26 protein-coding genes are annotated in these 24,784 nt (G+C 61.3%); 13 read left to right on the top strand and 13 right to left on the bottom strand.

All coding sequences use genetic code 11. The features are described from left to right. Positions 1-33 precede the first annotated feature (33 nt). The 4 genes from QNM96_RS06705 to QNM96_RS06690 all read right to left on the bottom strand — a co-directional run bounded on the left by QNM96_RS06705 (position 34) and on the right by QNM96_RS06690 (position 4,383). Positions 34-489 carry a hypothetical protein gene (locus QNM96_RS06705; protein ID WP_283835248.1) on the bottom strand — a complete coding sequence of 152 codons (456 nt, stop codon included), beginning with the start codon at positions 487-489 and terminating at the stop codon, positions 34-36. A 2-nt stretch (positions 490-491) separates the two neighbouring features. Next, complete coding sequence (gene mch, locus QNM96_RS06700) at positions 492-1,424, bottom strand: methenyltetrahydromethanopterin cyclohydrolase (protein WP_283835246.1); 933 nt, start codon at positions 1,422-1,424, stop codon at positions 492-494. A 115-nt stretch (positions 1,425-1,539) separates the two neighbouring features. After that, on the bottom strand, positions 1,540-2,511 hold the full coding sequence (locus QNM96_RS06695) for a transcriptional regulator (protein WP_283835244.1): 972 nt from the start codon (positions 2,509-2,511) through the stop codon (positions 1,540-1,542). A gap of 294 nt (positions 2,512-2,805) precedes the next feature. Continuing rightward, entirely contained in the window at positions 2,806-4,383 is a 1,578-nt protein-coding gene (locus QNM96_RS06690; RefSeq protein ID WP_283835243.1) for a PQQ-binding-like beta-propeller repeat protein, read from the bottom strand. 380 nt (positions 4,384-4,763) lie between these two features. On the opposite strand from QNM96_RS06690, the gene QNM96_RS06685 reads away from it, so the two are divergent. Then, the gene (locus QNM96_RS06685) at positions 4,764-6,296 is read left to right on the top strand and encodes a 2-isopropylmalate synthase (protein WP_283835242.1); all 1,533 of its coding nucleotides are present in this window, start codon (positions 4,764-4,766) and stop codon (positions 6,294-6,296) included. A 111-nt stretch (positions 6,297-6,407) separates the two neighbouring features. Here the strand turns inward: QNM96_RS06685 and QNM96_RS06680 are convergent, their stop codons facing one another. The 3 genes from QNM96_RS06680 to purF form a co-directional block, all read right to left on the bottom strand. After that, on the bottom strand, positions 6,408-6,605 hold the full coding sequence (locus QNM96_RS06680) for a hypothetical protein (RefSeq protein WP_283835240.1): 198 nt from the start codon (positions 6,603-6,605) through the stop codon (positions 6,408-6,410). A 48-nt stretch (positions 6,606-6,653) separates the two neighbouring features. Beyond that, positions 6,654-7,721, bottom strand: a complete 1,068-nt coding sequence (locus QNM96_RS06675; RefSeq protein ID WP_283835239.1) for an mRNA surveillance protein pelota — start codon at positions 7,719-7,721, stop codon at positions 6,654-6,656. A 100-nt stretch (positions 7,722-7,821) separates the two neighbouring features. Further along, positions 7,822-9,294 carry an amidophosphoribosyltransferase gene (purF, locus tag QNM96_RS06670; protein ID WP_283835649.1) on the bottom strand — a complete coding sequence of 491 codons (1,473 nt, stop codon included), beginning with the start codon at positions 9,292-9,294 and terminating at the stop codon, positions 7,822-7,824. Between the two features lie 354 nt (positions 9,295-9,648). Here purF and QNM96_RS06665 point away from each other — a divergent pair, with 354 nt between their 5' ends. Further along, a complete protein-coding gene (locus QNM96_RS06665; RefSeq protein ID WP_283835237.1) occupies positions 9,649-10,479 on the top strand; it encodes a COX15/CtaA family protein in 831 nt (276 codons plus the stop codon). Between the two features lie 82 nt (positions 10,480-10,561). Here QNM96_RS06665 and QNM96_RS06660 read toward each other — a convergent pair whose 3' ends face one another. After that, entirely contained in the window at positions 10,562-11,053 is a 492-nt protein-coding gene (locus QNM96_RS06660) for a metal-dependent hydrolase (protein WP_283835235.1), read from the bottom strand. Positions 11,054-11,274: 221 nt separating this feature from the next. Here QNM96_RS06660 and QNM96_RS06655 point away from each other — a divergent pair, with 221 nt between their 5' ends. The 3 genes from QNM96_RS06655 to QNM96_RS06645 all read left to right on the top strand — a co-directional run bounded on the left by QNM96_RS06655 (position 11,275) and on the right by QNM96_RS06645 (position 14,277). Beyond that, positions 11,275-11,691, top strand: coding sequence for a ribbon-helix-helix protein, CopG family (locus QNM96_RS06655; RefSeq protein WP_283835648.1), 417 nt, complete (start codon positions 11,275-11,277; stop codon positions 11,689-11,691). A 79-nt stretch (positions 11,692-11,770) separates the two neighbouring features. Continuing rightward, positions 11,771-12,403 (top strand): uracil-DNA glycosylase family protein, encoded by a 633-nt coding sequence (locus tag QNM96_RS06650; RefSeq protein WP_283835234.1) that lies wholly within the window; start codon positions 11,771-11,773, stop codon positions 12,401-12,403. Positions 12,404-12,669: 266 nt separating this feature from the next. After that, positions 12,670-14,277 carry a helix-turn-helix domain-containing protein gene (locus QNM96_RS06645; protein ID WP_283835233.1) on the top strand — a complete coding sequence of 536 codons (1,608 nt, stop codon included), beginning with the start codon at positions 12,670-12,672 and terminating at the stop codon, positions 14,275-14,277. 246 nt (positions 14,278-14,523) lie between these two features. Here the strand turns inward: QNM96_RS06645 and QNM96_RS06640 are convergent, their stop codons facing one another. The 3 genes from QNM96_RS06640 to QNM96_RS06630 are packed head-to-tail and all read right to left on the bottom strand — an operon-like array spanning position 14,524 to position 16,692. Then, a complete protein-coding gene (locus tag QNM96_RS06640) occupies positions 14,524-15,396 on the bottom strand; it encodes an ABC transporter permease subunit (protein ID WP_283835232.1) in 873 nt (290 codons plus the stop codon). Continuing rightward, on the bottom strand, positions 15,393-16,349 hold the full coding sequence (locus QNM96_RS06635) for an ABC transporter ATP-binding protein (protein WP_283835231.1): 957 nt from the start codon (positions 16,347-16,349) through the stop codon (positions 15,393-15,395). The genes QNM96_RS06640 and QNM96_RS06635 overlap by 4 nt, the downstream gene beginning before the upstream one ends. A gap of 4 nt (positions 16,350-16,353) precedes the next feature. After that, positions 16,354-16,692 carry a hypothetical protein gene (locus QNM96_RS06630; RefSeq protein ID WP_283835230.1) on the bottom strand — a complete coding sequence of 113 codons (339 nt, stop codon included), beginning with the start codon at positions 16,690-16,692 and terminating at the stop codon, positions 16,354-16,356. 409 nt (positions 16,693-17,101) lie between these two features. On the opposite strand from QNM96_RS06630, the gene QNM96_RS06625 reads away from it, so the two are divergent. The 8 genes from QNM96_RS06625 to QNM96_RS06590 all read left to right on the top strand — a co-directional run bounded on the left by QNM96_RS06625 (position 17,102) and on the right by QNM96_RS06590 (position 22,239). Continuing rightward, the gene (locus tag QNM96_RS06625; RefSeq protein WP_283835229.1) at positions 17,102-17,734 is read left to right on the top strand and encodes a GvpL/GvpF family gas vesicle protein; all 633 of its coding nucleotides are present in this window, start codon (positions 17,102-17,104) and stop codon (positions 17,732-17,734) included. Positions 17,735-17,737: 3 nt separating this feature from the next. Continuing rightward, positions 17,738-17,992: a gas vesicle protein GvpF gene (gene gvpF / locus QNM96_RS06620; protein ID WP_283835228.1), complete on the top strand. Its 255-nt coding sequence runs from the start codon at positions 17,738-17,740 to the stop codon at positions 17,990-17,992. Beyond that, positions 17,992-18,906, top strand: coding sequence for a hypothetical protein (locus QNM96_RS06615; protein WP_283835227.1), 915 nt, complete (start codon positions 17,992-17,994; stop codon positions 18,904-18,906). The genes gvpF and QNM96_RS06615 overlap by 1 nt, the downstream gene beginning before the upstream one ends. After that, positions 18,899-19,816, top strand: a complete 918-nt coding sequence (locus QNM96_RS06610; protein WP_283835226.1) for a hypothetical protein — start codon at positions 18,899-18,901, stop codon at positions 19,814-19,816. Before QNM96_RS06615 ends, QNM96_RS06610 begins: the two co-directional genes overlap by 8 nt. A 101-nt stretch (positions 19,817-19,917) precedes the next feature. Further along, positions 19,918-20,613, top strand: a complete 696-nt coding sequence (locus QNM96_RS06605) for a gas vesicle protein (RefSeq protein ID WP_283835225.1) — start codon at positions 19,918-19,920, stop codon at positions 20,611-20,613. Further along, positions 20,610-20,954, top strand: coding sequence for a gas vesicle protein K (locus QNM96_RS06600; RefSeq protein WP_283835224.1), 345 nt, complete (start codon positions 20,610-20,612; stop codon positions 20,952-20,954). Before QNM96_RS06605 ends, QNM96_RS06600 begins: the two co-directional genes overlap by 4 nt. Next, the gene (gene gvpL / locus QNM96_RS06595) at positions 20,951-21,886 is read left to right on the top strand and encodes a gas vesicle protein GvpL (protein ID WP_283835223.1); all 936 of its coding nucleotides are present in this window, start codon (positions 20,951-20,953) and stop codon (positions 21,884-21,886) included. Before QNM96_RS06600 ends, gvpL begins: the two co-directional genes overlap by 4 nt. Beyond that, positions 21,883-22,239, top strand: coding sequence for a gas vesicle protein (locus tag QNM96_RS06590; protein ID WP_283835222.1), 357 nt, complete (start codon positions 21,883-21,885; stop codon positions 22,237-22,239). The genes gvpL and QNM96_RS06590 overlap by 4 nt, the downstream gene beginning before the upstream one ends. Positions 22,240-22,379: 140 nt before the next feature. Here QNM96_RS06590 and QNM96_RS06585 read toward each other — a convergent pair whose 3' ends face one another. Continuing rightward, positions 22,380-22,595 carry a hypothetical protein gene (locus QNM96_RS06585; protein ID WP_283835221.1) on the bottom strand — a complete coding sequence of 72 codons (216 nt, stop codon included), beginning with the start codon at positions 22,593-22,595 and terminating at the stop codon, positions 22,380-22,382. A gap of 956 nt (positions 22,596-23,551) precedes the next feature. Continuing rightward, complete coding sequence (locus tag QNM96_RS06580) at positions 23,552-24,613, bottom strand: zinc-dependent alcohol dehydrogenase family protein (RefSeq protein WP_283835220.1); 1,062 nt, start codon at positions 24,611-24,613, stop codon at positions 23,552-23,554. Between the last annotated feature and the right edge of the window lie 171 nt (positions 24,614-24,784).

The raw sequence follows: 24,784 nt of genomic DNA, 5'->3' as shown, positions 1-24,784 counted from the left end.
ATCGGCGTTTTCGGCGAGCCCGTAAAAAAGTAGTTACCGCGGCCGGTATCCGCCTTCCTCATCGTCGACGATCCCGAGGAGGGCCGCCCAGTCGAGGAGTCGTTCCGCGCGCTCGAGTGGTTCTTCGACGGTGGTTCGCCCTCGAAGTTGGGTGCTCACCTCCCGAACCTCGAGCGGTCGATCCGTCGTTTCGAGATACTCGAGGACGGCGTCCGCACCGGCAACCCGCTCCCGAAACGCCGCTTGAAGATGCCCGGCGTCGATATCTCGCGGCGTTCGAGCGAATCCCACGGAGCCGTTGGTCGCTAGCTCGAGCGCCCGGAGAAACGTCAACCAGTCCGCCGCCTCGTCGCGGTCGGAGACGTGACTGTGCCCGATCAATCGAGCGCAGCAATCGACGTTCTCGTCGGGAGTCGCCGGGACCGCCGCTCGAATCGACTCGAGTTCCTCGAGCGTGTCGGGCGGTTCGGGGACGGGTTTGAATCGCACGGCTACAGATCGAACGATTCGGCGAGCAGCGACTCGTTCGTCTCGCCGACGACGTAGGTGGGGCCGCCGAGCACGTCGATCGTCACCTTGCCGGGCGCGAACAGATCGGCGGGAACCTCGGAGAACTCCCAGTCGAGGTCGTCGAAGATTTCGGCGAACGGACGACCGTGATCGTCGGCGGCTGTCGAGGGAACGTGCTCGAAGACCTCCGAATCCTCTCGAACAACGAGGTGGGCCGTTCCGCCATAGGCAATCGCGTCGTTCGTCCGGGCGATCGCCTCGCGTTCGTCCTCAGCGACCGGCGCGACCGGCGCTCGTCCCGTCGCGGAGACGATATCTCGAGGATCGTACCCCAGTTCGGTGAGCCGGAACGTCGCCAGTTCGGCCGCTCTGGCCGCGCTCGTCACGCTACCCACGATGCTTCCGGTCGAGTACGCGAGCAGGAAGACGCCGCTGGTTTCGACCTCCGCGAAGTCGGCGACCTGCGCCGCCGCGGCCTCGGTCGGTGGTTCGTCGGTTTCGACGGCGAGCGCCGTGAGATCGAACGCGTCGGTGTAGCCCATCTGCCGGAACTCGGTTTCTTCGGCGACCAGCGCTCGAGCGGGGCCGCTCCCGAGGCCTTCGAAATCCTCGGTCGTGAGCTCCCAGCTCGCCTTCTGTGAACACAGGAGTGCGAGTGCTGGCTGATCGGTCGATAGATCGATGTAGGGAATCGGTGCGCCGTCGACCTCGCCCAGTTCGTTGCTCGGGGTCGCCAGTCCGGCGGTCTGAATTTCGGTCAGCAACAGTCCCGCTTCGATCCCGCCGTCGAACTCGACGCCGAAATCGAGCACGGTCGACTCGTTCTCGAGGTCGTAGCCGCCGATATTCAGCTCCTCGGCGTACTCGAGAGCTTCGTCGACGAGCTCGATCGCCATTCGGTTAAGACTCTCCATGGGAGTCGCTTCGCCAGCCTCCCTAAAACAGTTTGTCAGTCCGAACTGCGTTCCGGCTGACGCGCGTCTTGCGTTCGGCTAGAATAGATCGTTCTCGGGAATGGCCGGCGTCGAATCAGGCGACCTCTTCGCGCTCCGCTCGGTCGCGGATCACGTCACGTAGGTCGTCGGCTTCGCGCAGTTCCTCGAGTTCGTCGCGTTCGACGAGTGCGGTGCCGTTGACGGAGTCGCGCTTGGCTCTGTCGACGACGTAGACGGACTGGGTTCGCGTCACCCGTCCGATCGAACTCATGATTCGGGCGCGCTTTTCGGCGGCTTTCGTGAACTCGGAGTGGCCGGTGAGGACGACCTCGTTGTCGTTTTCGTCCTCGTCTTCGCTCACCGCCTTGAACGGTGATCGAAGCGTCGGGTGGACGCTGTACCCGGCTCTCGAGAGCACGGCGACGACCTCTTCGTCGTCCGGATCAGCTGCCGGGTCTTCCGGCGTCGAATCGCTCTCGTGGACGTCTTCTCCTCCCTCGAGGACGTCGACGGGGCTGGTAAGCTCCGACGTGAAGATGTCCTCGAGGGCCATCGCGACTTCGATGGAGGCGTTCATCCCGTCCTCGTACTTCGAGACGGTGCGCCGAGAGACGCCGAGTTCGTTCGCGAGGCGGCCGAGGCTCCACTCGCGGTCTTCGCGCTCGTCCGCGAGCAGGTCGCCGTCGATGTTGACGTACAGACCTCCCGGTGCGGCGTAAATCAGCGGCGGAACGCCCTCGATAAAGAGGTTGTAGGCGGTGTCCGGACTGAAGACCGGAACGCCGTGACGGAAGTAGACGACGTCGGGTTTGAGGTCCTCGTCGCGACTCCGGAGGCCGATGACCAGCGGCGTCGCGTGCAGGTAGTTTCCGAGTCGTTGCATCTCGTGGCCGGTCGCTCGATTGAACGCGTCGATGTTGCCGAGGATCTTGACGAGAAGCAGGTCTTCGCCGCGGCGTGCTGCGATATCGAAACTCTTCGGTCGAATCGCACACCGGTCGCTGACCACAAAGTCCGCGTCCTCGAGCATCGCGGTAACGTTACCGACCAGTGCGGATCGGGACATGGGGTAAAGTAAGCGACTCATTGTACATAAGCGTTGTCCCGTTAACGGATCCGTTCCGTATTGCGGTTTTCCGAAATATCGGCAGTATCTTTATATAGTATAATTCTCCCCTTTCGGCGGCCAATGGGACCGCAGTCGTCTAGAATTCAGCGAGTGTTCGGTGCAACGATTTCCGGTTGGACCCCGAACGGACGACTCACTGCTCGAGGCCGAGAAAGGGACGCCGTTTCGGCTTCCAGCGCACGCGCATCGAGAAATCCGTTCGACAGTTCGTGACCGTTCGACAGTTCGTGATCAGTCGGATGGCTTTTCGTTCGCATTCACGCGACGACGCAGCCACTCGAGTGCCACCGCGCCGCCGGCGATTCCCGCGCCAGCGGTGAATCCCGGTGCTTCGTCGGAACCGCCATCTTCGCCCGTATTCGATTCGTTATCGCCGCCTGTCTCGGATCCGTTCCCGTCGCTGTCGGTGTCAGCGGGACCTTCGGATTCGGACGACTCGTTCGTCGTTTCGGCATTCTCGCCGCCTTCGACGTCTGCGTTCTCGTCTCCAGTCTCTGTGTCGCCGTCCCCCTCGCTCTCGCTTTCATCACCTTCGTCCCTAATTTCTGCCTCATCGTCCGTCTCCAGTTCGCTACTCTCCGCCCGAATCGCGACCAGTGTTTCCTCCGTGCAGGCATAGAGCGTCTCGTCGGCGAGCGCGACCGTCGGAACGTCGTCGGTTTCGATTTTCCACGAGGTCTCTCCGCTATCGTCGAACGCGTAGACGCCGATTCCGGGCTCGGGAGCCTCGCCAGGACCGTACACCTCGCCGTCGACCTGCAGGCCGGCGAAAACGGCGTCTCCGTTACTGACGAGCGAGGAAACGACATACGTCGAGACATCCGTCTCCCACGTTTGCGACCCCGACTCCCTGTCGTACCCTCGAACGCTGTGGGTCCCTATCCCGTAGAACCGATCCTCAGTGATCGGGGCGGGCTTGAGCGGCTGGCTTTCGCTCTTTACTCGCTCTTTTCCGGTTTCGGTATCGAATAGGACGATTTGCCCGTTTTGCCAGATGCTCGCTCCGGCGGGATTGACCGTCCCGACAGCGACGACGTCGTCGGTTGCGACCGGATACCGGACGTGTCTCGGGTTCGGCTCCGCAAAGTAGCTGTCCGCCTGTCGTGGCGGGTCGTCAATCGTCCACCGTTCGGTTCCGTCCTCGAGTTCGAGCGCGAAGACTCGAGATTTGCTCACGGCGAAGACCGCCCCGTCGGCGACCGCGACCGGTTGTTCGTACAGTGAATCGCCCTCTGGGTCGAACTCCCATTCGACCTCCATCTCGTGGCTGTCTACGGCGTAGAGAACGCCATCGGCGACGACGAATGCCAGATCGTTCGCGACGACGGGAGCGGGAATCGTCCTGTCGTACTCGAGTTCTGCGTAACAACAGATGTCCCCGTTTCGCGGGGAAATCTTGGTCAGGCGTTCCCCGCCGACGTAGACGCCGTCGGCAGTAACCGCAGGCGTTCCACTGGCACCGAGATCGTGTGTTTTCCACTCGAGCGATCCGTCAGCGGCCGCGAGCGCGTGAACGGCTCCGCCGGTGGACAAGAAGACGATGCCGTCAACGATCGCGACGGAGCCGCCGTGGTCGTACTCCCAGTCAACGACGGGCTCGTCCGGCCCGTCCGTTTCTGGGACGTACCCGTTGTTTCCCGGACCACCACCAAGAGACGACCATCCATCGACGCTCGTCACTGACCCGGATTCGTCTTCGCTCGTTCCAGCCGCGTCACTGCGAGCTGCGCCGGTCGTGGCGAACAACCCACCAGTTGTTGCCGCGATCCCGGCGTACTTGAGGATACGTCGCCTGCCGTGGTTGGTCATACGAACGAGAGATATCGATCGTTCTCCCTTTCCTATGGACTCTGTAGGGACTGTTGCTGATAGTCAAATGATAGCTTTGACGCTCTCTCGCTCGAAAAATGACGTGAAAATAGGTGAAACGTACGGTCGTTTGCCAGCGCCGTCGAAGTCGGTGATGTGGCTCGTTCTTCGTCGAACGAATCACCAGCGACGCTGCTACGTGGCAGTCTCCCAGAACGAGAAACGGGCCATCATCGGCGGTTTTAAGTTCTCCCTGTTCATTTGTTCGTGTACAATGGCACGAGATACCATCTCAACGCCGAACTCCGAGGATAGAGGAAGTCGGGGCGACCCGGCTGGATGCGAAATTCCGCGATTCTGACAATCGCAGTTCATCACTCTTGCCTGTAACTCACACCCCCGAACAGACGATTCCGTCCGATCGTACCGTCCGCCTTCTCGATACCACCTTGCGCGATGGCGAACAAGCACCCGGCGTCTCGCTATCACCCGACGAGAAAGTCGAAATCGCTCGCGCACTCGAGCGAGCGGGCGTTTCGGTAATCGAGGCCGGAAGCGCCTGTACCGGCGCGGGCGAACGACAGGCCATTTCTCGAGTGACCGACCTCGATCTCGACGCACGCATCACGAGTTTCTGTCGCGGGATCCAGACCGACATCGACCTCGCGCTCGAGTGCGAGGTCGACGGCATCCATCTCGTCGTTCCCGCCAGTGATCGCCACGTCGAGGGCAAAGTCGGAACCTCTCGAGAAGACAATCTCGAGAAAACCGCAGAGCTCGTCTCCTATGCCAAAGAGCACGATCTCTGGGTCGAAGTCATCGGCGAGGACGGCTCGCGGGCGGATCTGGATTATCTCGAGACGCTGATGGAGACCGCACTCGAGGCCGGTGCCGATCGAACCTGTTTCGCCGACACCGTCGGCCACACGGGTCCGGAGCGCACCGCCGAGGCGGTCTCTCGACTCGCCGAACTCGGCCCCGTAAGCGCCCACACCCACGACGACCTCGGCCTGGGCGTCGCAAACGCCCTCTCGGCCGTCTCCGCGGGTGCTGACCTCGTCCACTGTACGGTCAACGGGCTGGGCGAACGGGCGGGCAACGTCGCCTTAGAAGAGGTCGCGATCGCGCTCGAGCACGTCTACAATGTCGAAACCCTCGATCTCGAGCAGGTGTATGACCTTGCGCAAGTTTGCTCGCGGGCAACGGGGATCTCACTTCCGCCGAACAAGGCCGTAATCGGGGAGAACGCCTTCACCCACGAAAGCGGGATCCACACCGATGGCACGCTCAAGGACGACAAGATGTACGAGCCTTACGAGCCCGAAACCGTCGGCCGCGAACGGCGGCTCGCGCTCGGTAAACACGCTGGTCGAGCCGGCGTGCAGGCGGCACTCGAGGAGCACGACGTCGACGCGAGCGACGACGAAGTCGCCGAGATCGCCCAGAAAGTGACCGAGCTCGGCGATCGTGGTCGACACGTGACGGATGCGGATCTCTTGGCCATCGCCGAGGACGTCACCGGCACGCAGCGCGAGCGCGTAGTCGAACTGATCGATATCGCCGCCTCGAGCGGCGGTCCCGTTCCGACCGCGAGCGTTCGACTCGACGTCGGCGGCGAGGAACGGGTCGCCAGCGGAACCGGATCCGGTCCGGTCGACGCTTCGGTTTCGGCCGTCCGTGAGGCGCTTGGTTCGGCGGCCGATGCGGAACTCGAGTCCTATCACGTTGACGCGGTTACCGGCGGCACCGACGCCGTTGTCACCGTCGAGGTGACGATGAGCCGCGACGACCGCACCGTCACCGTCGCCCGAAGCGAGGCCGACATCACCCGCGCCAGCGTTGAGGCGATGGTCGACGCCCTCGATCGACTCCTCGAGTCCGATCAGCAGGCCCTCGCAATGGCAGACGACTGAGTTCGCGTCCCGGCGCTCTTCTCGATGCGAGCGGTCCGGATATCGGGTAAAGAACCCGGGCTACGGCAGGCTAAGTCGAGTGATCTCTTCTATCGTATTATCCGTTACCGCTCAGTCGAATCCCTTCCCGCTGATTATTCCCCGGGGGTCGAACAGATAAACAGCCGCCAGAAACAGCGCCATTAGCACGACGAACACCCGGAGGATTTCGCTTCCGGAGGTCGGGACGGTCGGCTCGAGCGTGATCGCCATCACACCCGCAACTGCGATCCAGATCGTTCCGATGACGAGGCGTGAGCGTTTGTCCATAGGTGGTCGTTTTGCTTCAAGGATTAGAATAGATTAGGTTTCGGTCGGTCACTCGAGCCGGTACCGCAACAGCGCCGCGATACCGCCGAGATTCGAGAGTTGTTGGCCCGGCGGGAACTCGCTCGAGAAGACGGTCACATCGCCGCCTTTCTGTTCGGCGGTGCGGACGATGTTGTCCACGTTGAGTGCCCACTCGCCGTCGGGACCGCGCTCCTTTCGCAGTTTGTCGTCGAGGATCAGCAGTTCCTCGATCGCCCCATACTCGGCGGCTTTGTTTACTTCCTGGGGGCCGTACGCCGCTTTGGCACCCTCGGCAATCCGGCGAGTGAGTTCGTCGATGGCCTCAGCTTCGCTCTCGATTCGCGTTTCCTGCTGGACGTCCGCGACGGCACCCCGTTTGAGGACCTCGTGAACGCCGCGGTCGCCGACGGCCGATGTGTCCACCATCGTGATCAGGTCCGTTAGGTCGGCATTGTTCTTCTCGAAGTGTTTGAGCGCGTCCTGCTTGGTGAATCCAGGGCCCGCGAGGATGATCGCGTCGACGTCCATCCGCGAGAGTACGGCGGCGAGTTCGTCGAACAGCTCGGAGCGGTCGCGGGCGAAATCGCCTTTGCCGGTGGGTCCGGAGATCGTCGCGCGCTCTTCGGTCCCGTACTGGGCGACCGTGTGGACGTGAGCGGCTCCCTCCTCGACGGTGGCAATCGCGACGTCCGGGTTTTCGGTCGCCTCTTCGGCTTCCTCGAGACGGGCCTCCTGATCGGGCTTGAACCGCTTCTCGATCGAGAGTTCGTCGCGCTCCTCGACGTTTAAGGTGTGGTGAAAGCCGAGTTGGTCTTCCCGCGAACAGGCGACGATTTCGCCGCCGACGCGCAGGCGATTCGCGAACTTGTGGAACTCGATGTCGTCGACGGCGATGGCGACCCACATCGGCTCGCGCTCGCCGCCCGTATCCCGCATCTGCTCGTCGTTTCGCTGAATCCGGCGCGTCGTATCGCCCGCGACGCGGTCGCCGGGCTCAAGGACGTACTGCAAGTGCCAGAGGTCGTCGATGCTCTCAGGGACGACCTCGACGCGCTCGCGGCCGCCTTCGACCTGCTCCCGGCTCTTGATCTGCATGGGAGCATGTTCCGCGGGGGTGGGTAAGTGCTCTGCGATCCCTCGAGACGGCCCGGTTTGGGTTTCACCAGAAAGAGACGGAGAACCGATTCGTCGCTCGTCAGTCGTCGGCGTGGAGGGCCGTCCCCTCGAGTTGTGGGCGAACCACGTCGCGATCCGTCTCCTCGCCCTCGATATCGTAGGGGTACTCGCCGGTTACACAGCCCATACAGAGGTCGTCGCGGTCGTTCTCGAGGACGTTGGCGACGCCGTCGGTCGAGAGGTACGCGAGGCTGTCGGCGTCGATCTCGTCACAGACTTCTTCGGTGCGCTTGTCGGCGGCGATGAGTTCGTCGCGGGTCGCCATGTCGATACCCATGTAACACGGCGCGACGATCGGCGGGGCACCAATGCGCATGTGAACTTCCTCTGCACCGCAGTCTTTGAGCAACTGCACGAGCTGCGTGGAGGTCGTGCCGCGAACGATCGAGTCGTCGATGAGCGTGACGGTCTTGCCCTCGACGGTCGACTTGATCGGATTCAGCTTCAGGCGAACTGCGCGCTCGCGTTCGTCCTGGGTCGGCATGATGAACGTCCGGCCAACGTACCGGTTTTTCATCAGTCCCTCGGCGAACTCGACGCCGTCGTCGTCCTCGGCTCGAGGGTCGCCGTCGGCGGTCGTCTCGCCGGCCGCGTCCGCGTAGCCCGACGCGAACGCTCGTCCGGAGTCCGGAACCGGCATCACGACGTCGGTTTCGACGCCGCTTTCCTCCCAGAGCCGGCGACCGAGTTCGCGTCTGGCCTCGTAGACCAGCGTCTCGTCGATCACGCTGTCCGGGCGTGCGAAGTAGACGTGTTCGAAAAAGCAGTGGGCCGTGTTCTCCTGTTCGATCAACTGGTAAGAATCGAATCCTTGCCCGTCGTCCTGCAAGACGACGAGTTCGCCCGGGCGAACGTCGCGGACGAGTTCGCCGTCTAACGTATCGATCGCCGCGGATTCGGAGGCGATGATGTACCCGTCCTCGAGCTTCCCGATACAGAGCGGGCGATTCCCCTGCGGGTCGCGCACGCCCATAATCGTCTCGTCGTGGCTGATCGTCAGCGAGTACGAGCCGTGGATTCGTTGCATCGTGCGCTTGACGGCGCGGACGAGGTCTTCCTCGAGAAGATTTCGCGCGAGGTCGTGGGCGATCACCTCCGTGTCGCCGTCGCTCGTAAAGGCGTGGCCGACGCTCGCGAGTTCGTCGCGGATCTCCTCGGCGTTGACGAGGTTACCGTTGTGAGAGAGGCCGAGCGAGCCGCTCTTGAACGAGACGGAGAAGGGCTGTGCACAACTCGAGTCCACCGATCCCGCAGTGGGATAGCGGACGTGGCCGATGCCCGCAGCGCCGTTGAGTACGTCGAGATCGTCTTCGTCGAACACGTCTCCGACGAGCCCCATGTCTACATGGCTGTGTTGTTGAAACCCATCGTGAGTAACGATCCCTGCGGACTCCTGGCCGCGGTGCTGGAGTGCGTAGAGTGCATAGTACAACGGTCGTGCCGCGTCTCGACCGTTCAGTGCGACGCCGACGACACCGCACTTCTCGGTCATTCCTGTTCGCCGGGGAGTTTCGCCCCGCGCTTCAGTCATGAATCACTCTACGGAGCCCAACCGATAAAAACCTCCTTGTTTGTGCTCGAATCGTGCTTGAAAACGTGAAAGATATGCACTCCTGTGCATACAATCATCTCCTCGGACTGTTTTCGAGAGCGGGAACTACGCATCGAAGTACTTGCTCGATCACACGTCTCGCTCGACTCGAGAGACGCCGTAGGCCGCTCCCATTTCAGCCGGATGCTGGACGATTCTCGAGTGCTGGGACCGACTCGGATAACCTAAATGCGGGCGATTCTAAGCGGCGAACGAACGCCTGTGTCGTCTACTACACACACATCCGATTCGACAATGCGCTCGCTCCGCAATCGGTTCGGCTTTCGACATCTGTTAGCAACGACGCTCGTGCTGGTCGGTGCAACGATCCTTCTCGGCGTCGCGGCGAAAGCGACGGGGGCCGGACTCGGTTGCGAAGCGAACTGGCCTCAGTGTGATGCCGGCCCGTTCAACCTGTTTCCGGCACACATAGTGAGTTTCTACGAGTGGTTCCATCGCTTCGTCTCGATGTTCGCCGGGTTCGCGATCATCGGAACCGCAGTCGCCTCGCTTCGCCTCTCCTCGGTCGACCGCCGCGTCACCGCGCTGGTCGTTCTGGGAACGGTGTTGACGCCGATCCAGGTCGTTCTGGGTTGGCAAACCGTCGAACAGTACACGATGGACATCCTCTCGCTTCACTTCTGGACGGCAGTCCTCATCTTCACGCTGTTCGTCGTCGCGACGATTCTGGTCTGGGCACCCCGGCTCACGGCCGGCCACGTCACCGCCGTCCTCACGCTCGGTGCCGTAACGGTGCCGTTTCACGTTGCGCTCAGTCCGCTGAATCTCACCGATATCACCAGCTATTCGCCGAGCGTCCAGATTGCCCAGTACGGCGTCTCGCTCGCACTGCTGTCGGCGGGTATCTTCGCAGCGATGGTCGGCCGTCGTCGCTTTGAGCGCGCTCAAATTCGCAGAGTACTCCTCGCAACCCCGATACTCGCGTTCCTGATGATATTTTTCGGTCGCCAATCGGGTTCGGGATTCGACCAGTTGATCGATCTGACGTACATCGGAATCACCGCAGTACTATTCGTGACCATCATCGCCGGAATCTGGCTCACGAAGACCAAAAGGAGTCAGTAAGCCGGTAGCGACGCCACTTCGATATTCTCCGGGTCGGCAGTATCCGAGACGGCGTTTGCAATACGGACGATGCGAAGCGCGGCTATCCGAGAACTGAAACGAGCCACACAGCGCCGGCCGTCGCACAGACGCCGAGTCCGAACAGCGCGTAGTTCGCGACCGGGTTCGCCGCCGGCGTCAGTTTCGCCGTGTAATGGTAGCTCGAGAACGGGCGAAACGGGCGGATTCCCATCGGCGTGATTGCATCTGCGAGCAGGTGCGAGACGATCGAAAGCGTTCCGACAACGAACGCGAACGGGACGATCGACTCCGTCACGAAGGATGTTCCGGACGTGAGGAGCATCGACGCCGCCGCGGCGAGCGCACCGCCGACGAGGACCGCGAAAGCCAGAGTGTGCGTGATACCGCGGTGCTCGAGAAACGCCACGTTATGGTCACAGTCCGGAAGCGTCGACAGCGAGACGCAGACGAGCGCGCCAGCGACGGCGAGCACCTCAGAACCCGAGAGCGCGACGGCAACGCCGAGTGGTGCGTACGCGAGGAGGGCGACGCCGTAGTGACCCAACTGGTACATTCGACCGAGGATTCGATCGCGGTGACTATACCTTTCGTGATTTTCGGGGCCGAGTTATACTGTCGGCTGTACGTCGTTCGACATTCTCGTCGCTTCAGGAGTGTGAGAATCGTTCCATGGGTACAGCTGACAGTATTAGTCCCGGCCTGTCCGTGCCACCCGTCGACTCGGACCCAAAACGAGACCGCGAACTCTTTTTTACGGCCGTCCAACGGAAACCCATGCGGACGAGTCTCAACATTCCGGACGACATGCTCGCCGAGTTCGACCAGACGTGGCAGTCGGAAGGACTCGAGTCGCGGTCTCGAGCCCTCCGCGAGGCTATCCAGGAGTACATCGAGTCACACCATCAACTCGAACAGATCCGAGGAACCGTCGCCGCGACGGTCGTCTTCGATTACGTCCACGACGAGATCATCGAGTCACTTCACGAACTGCAACACGAGTTCCAGACCGAGATCGATACGACGAGTCACGTCCACCACGGCGAGTGGTGTCTCGAGACGGTATTCTGTCACGGCGAGGCGTCGCGTATTCGAGAACTCGTCTACCGACTGAAAGACTTCGATGCGGTCGGGCGCGTTTCGGTCCTGTCGCTCCGGACGGCCGGAGAGACAACGGCCGAATCCGACCAGTGATGGTCGTATTCCTCACGATAGATGATCCACCGCTCCCGAAACCGCTCGAATTATTTGTTCTGCACTCGTTTCGTCTCCCGTGAAAAACGTCACCGATAGAACGAGCAATCCCTTCGGTATGCGGCCGCCGTTCGAGCGACAGGATGCGGGAAACCACCCCGCCGTCTTCGGCTACGGTGACGCCAACGCCGACTTTCAGGTGATCGGTGATCATCCAGGCCTCCACGGCGGCGAAACGACCGGGGTTCCGTTCACCGCGACGGACGCCGGAATCGGCGTTCAGAACCTCTTTCGAGACGCCGGTTTCGTCACGGGCCCACAGGATAGCCCTCGCCTCGAGGATCTCTTTGCCGACTACATCCACATGTGCTCGCTTCCCGACGGGCGCGAACCGACGCCGGCGGAGTACGCCGAACTCGAGCGGTACTTCGACGCCGAACTGCGGGCGATCAACGCACACATCCTGCTCCCGGTGGGCGAACGCGCGACCGATCACGTGCTCGGTCAGTATACGACCCAGCGCGGAAAACTCGACCTCGAGATGGAAACGCTCCACGCCAGCGAAATCCGCGGCCGAGGATTCATGGTCGTGCCGATTCGGAACCCGACCGAGTGGGAGGAGGCCGATCGGGAAACGATCCTCGAGACGCTCGAGTCGATTCTGGCGAGCGATTATCGTCAGACGAAGGGTGTCGCGACGACCGTCGGCTAACACTGCCGGCTGTACGTCGTTCGGGATTCTCGTCGCACCCCCGGTGTGAGAACCTTCACATAGTTATAGCCGGCAGTAGAAGGCTCGAGACTTGATCGTCGCCGTATTTCAGTTCGACGCCTCTCCCCGTTCGAACGACATTGAGTGCTTCTCGAGACAATCTTTGATGCCGGATAGACGAACGCGACTGAGAGTCTCTCTAACAGATGTCGTCGGATAACGGAAAAAAGGTATTACAGATGACTCTCGAGTAGGTGATGAGATCGATGGGCTCGGCGATTTCGAGCGGAACAGTGGCGTTCCTCTCCCTGCTGGTAATCTGCTCGATGGTCGCAGGAGCGACAGGAATTGTAGTGATAACCTCGGCGGCCAACGGATCGCTCGAGGGTGTTAGCGGGATCGACGGTGATACGTCCAATACGGTAGACGAATCCACGGACGACGTGACGAGCGATGGCAACGAGACGAACGTTGAGACGTCTGATACCATCAACGAAACGGCCGACGATTCAACCGACGAGGCGGCCAATAATTTAACCGATGAGACAGACAACGACTCGACCGAGCTACTAGACGATACGACCGACGTCGTAACCGACACTGGTGATTCCGTCGATAATACGTCCGATGAGAGTATCAACGAGACGACCGGTGCGATCGAGAACGCGACGGCCGAACCCACGGAAACGGTAGAAGACGCAGTCGATGAAACCGCGGACGGACTCGAGGAGACCGTCGACGAGACCACCGACGGAGTCGACGACGTGACCAACGGCACGGCTGACGAAGCGGATTCGTTCCTCGAGGAGCCGGTGGACTCGACGACGGATGCGCTCGAGTCTGCGGTAGGCGGAGTCGAAGACGCCATCTCGTCGCCAGTCTCTACGGCCGCGTCGGTTCAGATTCCGGGAACCGACGTCTCGGTTTCGTCGATCGTCGACGGCGAATCGGCGCTCGGAGCGGTAGCCGGCGGAGCGCCGACGGATCCCGGAACCGGCCAGATCGCGGCCGATGCGGTGCTGGTCGGATTGATGGGGGCGATGACGGCATCGGCAGGAGCGGCGGGCGGGATCGGTGGCGCAGGCGGGGCAGTCACTGGCGCAGGTGCGGCGGGTGGTGCAGGTGCGGCGGGGAGTGCAGGAGCGGCGGGTGGTGCAGGGGCGACGGGTGGTGCAGGTGCGGCGGCAGGTGCTGGTCTCGGTGGCGCTACAGCAGGTGCCGGCGCGGCTGGCGGAGCAGGCGGAGCGAGCGGCGGCGGTCTGGCAGGCGGTGCCAGCAACGCGGTCGCGAACTGGTCAGCATCCGGCCGCCGGTCACTTCGTCGCGCCCTCGCGGCGATTCCATGGGAGCTCATCCCGATTTTCAAGTACAGCAGGTACGACGATTCGGACCCGCTCGAGAACGAGACGCGCCAGGCGATCTACGAGACGCTCGAGGCGGATCCGGGACGGTACCTCTCCCAGATCAGCGATGAAATCGATGTCCCGCTGTCGACGGTACGTCACCACGTCCGGATTCTCGAGGAGGAAGCGCTTCTGACGACGGCGAAAATCAACGGCAAGCGACGATACTACCTCGAGGAGACCGATTCGGAACTGCAGGCCGCCCTCGAGGAGCCCGCTAAACGCGACGTGCTCGAGGCACTCGCGACGCTCGAGCGAGCGAACAACAGCGAACTCGCGGCGGAACTCGAGCGCGATCCGAGTACGATCACCCACCACCTCTCGACGCTCGAGGACGACGGATTGGTCGTTCGCGAACGCGAAGGACGATCCATCGTCAACGAACTCGCGGCGGAGACGAGCGCGGCACTTCGCGAGGACAGGGATCGCGAGCGCCTAAAAGATCCCTCGCCGCAGGCACCCGCCGATTGATCGATCGGGAACGCTCTCTGGAGTTATCCACCGACTTCGGTGTCCTACGCCGTCCTCCTTGATTAACGTGGTTCGCACGCCTCGAACGCATCGTATCGCTCTTTCTCGGAGAGTCACGACGAGAACACTTCCGGGACGCGACTGCATCGTTTCGGCTCCGTCACTACCTCGTTTTTCATCTCTCCGTCGGTTTGCTTTTGAGCGGGTCGAGACGTGTGACACTCCGAAGACGAGCGAGGTGTCCGGTCAAATCTCGAGGCGTTTGAACCGGACGTATCCCGCGGCGGCCGGGACCACAATCCAGAAGCCGAGGATCCCGACGGCGAACCACGGCTCGAGGTAAAACGGCGTTTCGCCGGCCGTTCCCGATACCTCAGCGAGCCCTGACAGAAATAGATCGTCTTCCGGGAGCGTCGCCGTCGCCACGATCTGATATGCGACCGCGGGCGAGAGGCGGAAGAACAGAACGAACCACTCGGGGAGCGGCGGCTCAATTGACGTCGTTCCGGTGTGGAGAAAATGCAACAAAAAGGCGAGTAACTCCCAGAGGAAGTTGAGCACCACGAACGTTCCGAACGCGCCCCAGGCGGCTCGAGTCGTTGAACCGGTTGTTGAAGAGATCGCGACGGCGAGGCTGACGTACGCGACGCCAAGAAGTAGCGTCGCTCCCACGAAAACGAGAAATTGAACCGGTCTGATCGTCCCTGTGGCGGCGACGAGTGCAACTGCTCCGGCCGAAAACCCGAGGACGATCGAGACGGCAACCACGCACGATCGGCCGATAATCTTCCCGAAAACGATGGTGCCTCGAGAGTGGGACATACCCAACAGACTGTAAATACTCCCGCTTTCTCGCTCAGCCGCGATCGCTTTGTATCCAATCAACGTCCCGATAATCGGAACGAACATCGCAGCCGGTGACAGCAGTCCGAAGAGGATGCTAACGGTGTTACTGTCCGCGTTCACGAGGTTCCCGAACTGCGCGGCGAGAACGATCCCGCCGACGGTAAAGAGGACGAACAACGCGATCAATCCGAGGAGCACTCGCGACCGAATCGCAACCAGAAACTCCTTTTTTCCGACCAGCATCGCCCGCATCGTCCACCGTCCAACACTCATCGTTCACCGTCCGAAGACGACGTGTGCGCGACGAACAGTTCCTCCAGAGACGGTTCGTCGGTATCGAAGGTGTTTACTGACGCACCGGCGGCCTCGAGTTCGGCCAGTACGTCCGGTTTCGCTTCGTCCTCGCACGAGACCGTGACGTTCGTGTGGTTCCCGCTCGCATCGGCGACCCCGGGTATCGCTTCGATCGACGAAATCGTGCCATCGGGGAGACGATCGACATCAACAGTAAGTGTCGTCTTCGATTTCGCCGTATTCCGAAGCCCGTCTATCGAATCGACGGCGATCAGATTCCCGTTCGCGAGGATGCCAACGCGGTCACAGACCGCTTCGACCTGGTCGAGGCTGTGACTCGAAAAGAAAACCGTCGCGCCGCGAGCGGCCTCCGCTCGGACGATTTCTCGTAGGTCGCGAGCGCCCTGCGGATCGAGCCCGGTCGATGGCTCGTCGAGGACCAACAGGTCGGGCGAGCCGACGAGGGCCATCCCGAGTAGGAGTCGTTGTTTCATGCCTTTCGAGTACTCGCTGGCGTTTCGGTCGGCTGCGTCGGCGATTCCGACACGCTCGAGGATCGACTGTGGCTCGTCATCTGCCCCGTTCGACTTGATCGCGAAAGAAACGTGTTCTCGTCCGGTCAGGCGATCGTAGACCGCGGCACGCTCGGGGAGGATACCGGTCCGTTCGCGAATTTGTTGTGGGGCCTCCTGTACGTCGTCGCCAAGCACGCGCAGTTCTCCACCGGTCGGTCGGGCGAACCCGAGCAAGAGGTGAATGAGCGTCGTTTTTCCCGCGCCGTTCGGCCCGAGAAATCCGAAGATCTCTCCGCGCGGTATCGTCAGCGAAACGGTCTCGAGGGCGACGATATCACCGTACCGTTTCGTTGCACCCTCGAGGTCGATAGCGGCTGTTTCCGCCGAGCCTGTCCGTTGTGGATCTGTCAGTGACATGCACTTATCGAATCCCCGCGTAAGTTCGTCGCTGGTACAGATAGTAGATCGACACGAGCGGACTCAACCCGGGGACGAAGCATCCGAAGGCCGCCGTGAGCACGAATTTGGTCCGGTCGGGCTCCCACTCAGCCGTGACACCGGCCGCCTCGAGGATCGAGATGTCGCGATACAGCGCGTACGGCAGTGCGATCGTGACCAGAGAACCGCCGGTGATAACGACCATTCCGATGATCGTTACGGCCGTCTCGTCGACGGGTATGCTTTCGAAGCCGGAAGTGAGCGCGGCACCGAACGTCACGAGAAAGGATAGCATGAGAACGTACACGACTGGAACGATCATGATCACGTGTTTCCACCGTGAAATCGTTGAGTCGGATCTCATAGGAAACCGTATTTCAATTTATATCTTTAGTTTGATTATATTTAAATCCCTCTATATTATTTTGAACAGTGAGCGAATTCTTGCGACTGCAAGCACGAGGATAACAGGCGGTGGTACTGTAGTATCCGTTCGAAACGGATTGTGAGAACGGTGTTCAGGGACGACTCCTCCCCATCGAGCGCTCTCGATGCGCTTGCGTCTCTGCACTCGGAGAGACCACAGCGCGATACTCGAGACCGTCACGAACCTACCATGAATACGAATTCGGTACTAACACAACGGACGAACGGTGTAACCACTCGCTTCGAGAGAGGGGCGCGACCGCCTCGAGCGAAACGCACTGAGGATTCGTTGGGGGGACGGTTCCGTGACTAACCGATACGTCTACGGGATCGTCGAATCCGGTGCCGACCTCGAGTTCGAAACCGACGCTGTCGGCGGTGCGAACGAGGTCTACACCGTCTCCCATCGTCGGTACCAGGCCGTCGTCTCGGACATCGACACGACCGATCCCGAGGAGACGGACGAGGATGCAAAGCGCCACGATGAAGTTCTCCGCGAGATCATGGAGCGGACCAACGGGCACTCGATCATCCCGATGCAGTTCGGAATGGCCTTCGAGAGCAACCGCGCGCTGAAGAACGTTATTCGAGGCGCTCGACCGGCGTTCCGACGTGCCATTCGCGATATCGAGGGCCGAATCGAACTCGGTCTCAAACTCGTCACGGAAGAAGACGCCGACGTCGACCGGGAGGCGATCGAGGAAACCGTCGCCGACGCGCTCGAGTCGCTCGCCGCTCAATCGGTCGAGAACGATCACTTCAGCGATCGGCTCGTTCTCAATCGTTCGTACCTCGTCGAGGAAGACGAGCGCGAAACGTTCGACGACGCCGTCGCGGAACTCGAGGACCACCCCGACCTCGAGGATGTCATGGTGCAGTATACGGGCCCGTTCGCACCCTACAGCTTCGTCGACGTGAAAATCGGAGCACAACGATAACCCATGTTTGTACTCGACGACTTGCTCTTCCGGCCGTTCGTCAACATCCTCGACGCGATCCACACGATCGCGCTCGACGAGCTCTACGACCTCGAGGGGCTCGAGGACGAACGCAAGGAAAACCAGCTTCTGTACGAACTCGGCGAGCGCTCGGAGTCGGAGTATCTCGAGCGAAAGGAGGCCCTCGAAGAGGAGATCGAGATCGCCCGTGAGGTTCATCAGGAGCTACGAAGCGGACGCGTAGAGGTGAAACGATAATGTCCGACGAGCGATCACCAGACGACGAACAACCACGAGACGACGAGCGATCACCAGACGACGAACAACCACGAGACGACGAGCGATCACCAGACGACGAACAACCACGAGACGACGAGCGATCACCAGGCGATGAACAACCACGAGACGATGACAGACCGGACGAGTCGAACGGCGACGATCACGAAGCGTCGAACCGAGACTCGAGTCGATCCGACGCCGGTTCCGATGAGCCCGCCGACGATGAGCCGTCGGAACCCGGCGATCGACAGCCGCCGATCGGTCCGGGGTCGACCGACCACTGGTTGTCCGACGAGCCGCCGGGATCGAGTGACTCCAGTGGGGGCCACTGGCTCTCGAGCCTCCTGAACCTCCTCGACTCCCTCGATCGGTCCTCAAAGGCGTCGCGATCGGGTCGAGCCGGCGGTGGCGGTCGTTTCGGGCTCGATTACGACCTCTCGATCGGGTCCGGACTCGAATCGATCGACTCGGATTCCGTCCGAGACTCGCCGAATCGACCGTCGCAGAACCCGCGAGGACCCGACCGGAGACGAAGCTCCTCCGGAGGCCGTCCCTCGCGAACGCGCCGCCGTCGGTCGTCGCTGTCCACCCAGCATGTGACGACCAGAACTTACGACGACCAAGTGCTGGTCATCGCGGATGTCTCGAGCGTCGATCCCGAATCGATCACCGTCGGATTTGACGACGGGACTATCGGCAACACCACGCTCGTTGTCGGCGTTAGCGATCGGGAACTCGAGCGCATCGACGTTCCGTGGGATCGGTCGTCGGTCGAGGCCGACGCCCGGATCAAAAACGGCGTTCTCACGGTTACCGTTTCGATGGATGACGGTGAGCCGAAAAGCGGGACAGCCGACGACAACAACGATTTTCACGGTGATCCCGATGAGTGAGGACGAAGATGCGAGCGCCGCCGACTCGATCTTTCGGGAGGCGACGGAACACCTCGAGTCGCTCAAAGCACAACTCGAGCCCGTCGAGTCGCTCGAGGAACTCGACGATGAGGCCCTCGAGTCCGTCCTCGGAGATGTCGATGCGCTCGTCAATGTCGCGACGGAGCTCGAGGACCTCCTCGAAACGGTCGACCTCGAGAACCTGCCGGAAGCGGTCGACGGCGACGAACTGCTCGAGGCGATCGATGTCGGCGAGATACCCGAGGCGCTGGACGGCGACGACGAAGGGGGCGTAGGCGACGTCGTCGATTTCAGCCAAGTCTTCGATGCGGTCGATCTGCTAAGCGCTTGGAACGCGACCGACCTCACCGACATCTGGAAAGAGACCCAGGAACTCGAGGAGGCGGTCGATGACCTTGCCAGTAGCGAAGACGGTGGACTGGCCTCCGAGGCCGCATCTGCGGTGACCGGGGACGACGAACTCGTCGGCGGCGAAGACGGGCTACTCGGCGGAGACGAAGACGATGGGCTCCTCGACGACGTCGACCCCAAAGATGCACTGGGATCGATCGACGTGGAGCAAAATCCTGAAGCGTACCAGGTATTCATCCAGCAACAGGCCACCGAGGGGATCGACGAGTTTCGGGACGCCCTGTTGAAGACCCACGGCAAGTTCGAGAAACTCTACGAACTGAACCGCGAGAAGATGCGTCGGCAGGATACGAGCACTAACTCGAGAAATCCGACGGCGGCGTCGACCATCCAGACCGACCGACGCGACCTCGGCGGCGGCGCTCGGTACTCGACGGTTCCGCGGAAGGTGAAGTACTCCACCGCACCGACGCGAAAGCGGATCTACGGCCGACGGTTCGAACTCGAACGCAAGCGGCGGGGATACGACGATGACTAACGGTGATATCATGCTAGTTACCTCACGATATCCGGCGGTCGGTGGACCGGCCCGAATCGACTATAAACACCAGCGGTTCGTTCGGACGGCCGAGCACGGAGGTGAGCGGCGTGGTCGATGACTTCCAACCCAGTCGACAGAAGACCGACCTCGCCGAAGTCGTGGAAATGCTCCTCGACAAGGGCATCGTCATCAACGCCGATATCGCCGTTTCAATCGGTGATACACAGCTACTGGGCATTCAGGTTCGGGCAGCGATCGCATCCTTCGAAACCGCGGCGAAGTACGGCCTCGAGTTTCCAGAGGGGACCGACATGCGGCGTGTCGCCGAGGCCGTCGGCGACCCCGAGCTAGCCGAGATGGACCGTCCTAACCCTGCGATCGACCCAACTCGAGGCGTCAACGTCACGCCGGATCCCGAGGATGACGACGATGGAGAGAAGTCGGACGAGGAGGCCGCACAAGCAGACGAAAGCGAGGCGGAAGCCGAATCCGGCGAAACGGACGGCGGCAGACCAGAAGGGGAAACCGACGACTCGAGCGGCGGCGAGTCCTACGAAGCACCCAGCGGCGTGAGCGAGCGCGTCGGCACTCGACCCGATCCGAATCGGCCGACCAGCGGCGGATTCAATATGTTGAGTGACGATGACGGAGGCGATTCGGAAGGTGAGAACAGCGCCGGTGGAGGCGAGCGGACTCCGGACGACGGCGACGATGAGACGAGTAACGATACGGAGCGCGACGACGAGGCGGGCGACGAAGAAACCGAAGCGACGACGGAGGCGGGTACCCAATGACGACGATCGACGTCGGCGACGGCGAGGACGCTCGAGACGGCCTCATGACGCTCGTCGTGACCGTCGTCGAACTGCTCATCGAGGCCCTCGAACGCGAGGCCGTCCGCCGGATGGAGTCCGGCGACCTCGCCGACGAAGAGATCGAACGGCTCGGAGAACAGCTCGCCACCATCGAAGCCGAACTCGAGGAGCTGAAATCGGACGAGGGTATCGACGACGGCGTCGACAATCTTCGAGGCGACCTCGACGGACTGGTAAGCGACGCGATCGAGCAGTTAGAGGGAGATTACTCCGAACAGAGACAGCCTGGCTACTCCGTTTTCGGCGGTGAGCAAGAGTGAGTCGCGACCGAGCGGGGTCCGGCGTCGACGCTCGAGAGGAACCCTCCTCCCAAGAACAACAGCGCTCCGGCGGCGAGTCGGATTCGCTTCCCGATATCGAAGAGGGACGATACCTCTACTGTGCCGTTCGAGTCGACGGCGAAGACGGTTTTCAGGACCGAGATCGAATTGAACTCGAGAAGGCGGGGATCGACGACGAACCGGTTTCCGTGGTCGCCGTCGACGACATTGGCGTCGTCTGTCACGACTGTGACGGGATCTACGATTCGGGGGATCTCGAGCAGGTCAAACGCTGGCTCGTCCGTCACCAGACGGTCGTCGATGCCGCAGGCGATCGGTTTGGAACGCCGGTGCCGTTCCAGTTCGATACGATCATCCGAACCGACGACGCGGGGGTCCGCGAGTGGCTCCGGAACGAGTACGACACGCTCGAGCCGACGCTTTCGGAACTTGCGGGCCACTGGGAGTATCGAATCGAAGTCGTCGAAACGGATCCGATCGAGGAAGAGCGATTGATAGAACGCGACGAACAACTCGCCGATCTTCGGGAACGAATCGACGACTCGGGATCGGGGACAGCACACCTCCTCGAGAAACAGTACGACCAGCGCGTCAAACAGCTTCGAGCGGATCGCCGGGAATCCGTCGAAGCCGACCTGAGAGTCCGGATTGACGAACACGTCCGAGAAGTACACGCACTCGAGCGATCGCCGGCGGCCACGCTCGAGGACGGATCGGAAGATTCGGCGGAACCCTCGCTCGACTCCGGGGAAACGCTGTGTCGGTTCACGGTGCTCGCTCACGAGGACGACGAATCCGCGGTCGGTTCGGTCCTCGACGACGTCGCATCGAATCCCGGGTTCGCGGTCAAGTTCACCGGCCCGTGGCCGCCGTACACGTTCGCCCCCGAACTCGGTGGTGAGGACGGATGATGCCCAGAAAGGACGACGAGGCGCTGGTCGATCTCCTCGACGTGATCCTTCGAGACGGCGTCATCCTTCGAGCCGACGTTATCATTTCGGTCGCCGAAATTCCCCTCGTCGGCCTCAAGCTCACGGCCGCGCTCGCGGGGATGGACACGATGACGGAGTACGGTCTCTTCGAGGAGTGGGATGTCGAACGGCGACGATCGCCGATCACCCGAAGACAGTACGGCAATTCGACGAAACGACGCGGGGAACGTGACTCCATTTCGGTGGGCACTCGAGGTGAATCGACGGCGCTCGGCCAGCGCAGTCGGGACGCCAACGGTATCCAATCGGAGGAGAACGACGAAAGGCCGTGAGAAAAACGCCGGGTGAAGAATAGCCGGTGAGGAAAACGTCGGGTGAAGAAAACGAAGGAGTGTCGAAAGAACGGATGACCAAGCCGAGTTCCCCGAACTCGACACCGAGAGCCGGTTTCAATCCTGAAACTGTAAACCTGTCACGCGAACTTCGGTCGTTCTCTCGTGAGTTCGACATCGCCGGTGACGTTCGCCTCGTCGCGGTCTTCGTCGTAGATGTACTGGCCGGTCGACTCACAGAGGGTACACTCGTAGTGTTCGGTAATTTCGTTGATCATTTCACCGTCCTCGAAATACACCCGACTCTGGGTAATCTGGAGGAACTGGGCGGTCTCGCAGTTCGTGCAGGTGATCATACCGACCTCTCGGCCGGGACTGGTTGTAGTTATCCGGCTTGTAACCGAAAGTAGGTGATTTCTATGACTGAATTAACCGACTCGCTATTCCATCGAGCACTCATCGTGTAGTGGAAAATCACGACACGTAAACGAGTGCTGATTAGTAACCAGGTAAGTAGCGTATACCGCTAGACGACGCCGGGATCTCCCCTTCTTTCATCGGCTCCGAATCGGCCGGTAAAACGAATTCTACCGACGCTCGCCGACACCCTTCGGCGACGATTTTATTGTTGGGCTATAGCACGACAGTTCGAAATCGTTTCGTCACCGGTTTGATCAATTCCTGTTACTTGTCCGAATTGAAACGGTTACGCGACGCTGATTCAAAACTGGTTCAGTCGGTAGAATACGCATATGTCGTCCCTTCTCGAGTATCCATGGAAACCGAAAAGAGCGAGCGAACTTCCGTGAAGGCGCTTTCAGTGGCCGGAATCTCACCCTTCAACGGTTTGCAACGGTTGTTTCCCGACGTCTCCGCCCGATCTGACTCGCCGAGTGAGCCGAGTCGTTTCGTTCGGGGGCTCGAGTGGTTAGAGGGCTCGAGAAGTCTGGTGAGCCACCCAATCCGCCTCAGACGGTCCCGTAGGGAGTTCCCACCGAAAGAAAGCATCAGCTATCGAGATGCGTAACGCGGTTAGGGTGACCGCGTAGTCGGCCGATACGTCTTGATCCCGATATCGCGGCGATTAGTTTTCTCGGACTACTGTCAGACAGGTTGTTCATAACAAAACAACAGCCTCTCGTCGACTCAATTGCGGGGAACAGACCCCGTCGGGTGCGTGCCCAGTGCTCATCACGTACTGACTGTACGATTGCGTGTCCGTGCCCGGTTCCCTCGAAGCGGTTCGCCCCCGCGTCGGGGAAGCTCATGTCTCTCACACCAGGACGGGTTCCCGCCCCCGTTCGGGTTTACGCTAAAACTCCGTAATGACAGGGATGCCGACAGTATCGTAGGTATCCATCGAGGCCAGCGTCTCCGGGACCTCCTCGAGCGAAAGCGTCTCGCCGACTATCTTTCCTGGATCGAGGGTCCCCTGTGCGATGAGAGTGAACAACTCGCCGTAGCGAACGAGGGGCATCCCGAACGAGCCGTGGAACTCGATCTCTTGCATTGTCATGGCGTCGACGGGAACCGACACTTCGCCGCCTTCTTCGCCCGTCGTGAGCCCGACCTGCACGTGGGTTCCGGTCTTGCCGAGGCTCCCGATGGAGTTCGTACAGGTTTCTGCGATGCCAAGCGCATCGATCGAGACGTCCGCGCCGCGGTCGGCGATCGACTTTACCTCGCCCGCCACATTGTCCGTCTCGGCCGCGTTGACCGTCGCGACCGCGCCCAACTCTTTGGCCCGCTCGAGTTTGTCCTCGCGAACGTCGACCGCGATGGGGTGTGCACCCAGCGCGTCGGCGATGTGAACGGCCGAGAGACCGACGCCCCCGCAGCCGTGGACCGCCACCCAATCGCCGGGGCGCAGATCCGCGCGATCCGAGAGCGCGTGGTAGGCGGTCATGAACCGACAGCCGAGTCCCGCCATTTCGGTAAAATCGACATCATCGGGGAGTTGTACGCAGTTAAAATCGGCCTCCCGAACGGGAAACGCCTCGGCGAACGCGCCGGGTGCGATGCCGGTGAACCCCAGTGGGATCACCGTATCGCAGACGTTCGCTCGGCCCGCTCGGCAGTGCGGACAGCTTCCGTCCGCGAGGTGGAACGGGACCGTCACTCGATCGCCTTCCGAGACCGTTTCGACGTCCTCACCTACCTCGGAAACGATACCCGCCGGTTCGTGGCCGAGAATCTGGCCTTCGGGAGCTTCAGCGCCGACCCAGCCCCAGTCACCCTGCCACGCGTGCCAGTCGCTCCGACAGATGCCACACGCTTCTGGCTCGACGATTACCTGATCCGGCCCCGGTTCGGGGTAGTCGACCTCTTTGACCGCGAGTGGTTCGCCGTGTTCCTCGAGTACTGCGGCTCGCATGATTACACCATTGACAGGTCAACATAAAAATCTAGCAGGAATATTTATGCCAGTTGTCGACGCTCGAGTGCTCCTCTCTCGAATTCGAGTCGGCAGGTGGTCCCACTCGAGTGTCGGCACGCGTTTCTCATTCGAGTGTCGGCAGTCGGTTCTCACCCGAGTGACGGCACA

This window comes from Halostagnicola sp. A-GB9-2, assembly GCF_030068615.1.
Classification (GTDB): Archaea; Halobacteriota; Halobacteria; order Halobacteriales; family Natrialbaceae; genus Halostagnicola.
Note: the sequence above shows the minus strand (reverse complement) of the source record. Positions and strands in the feature narration are given on the sequence as shown.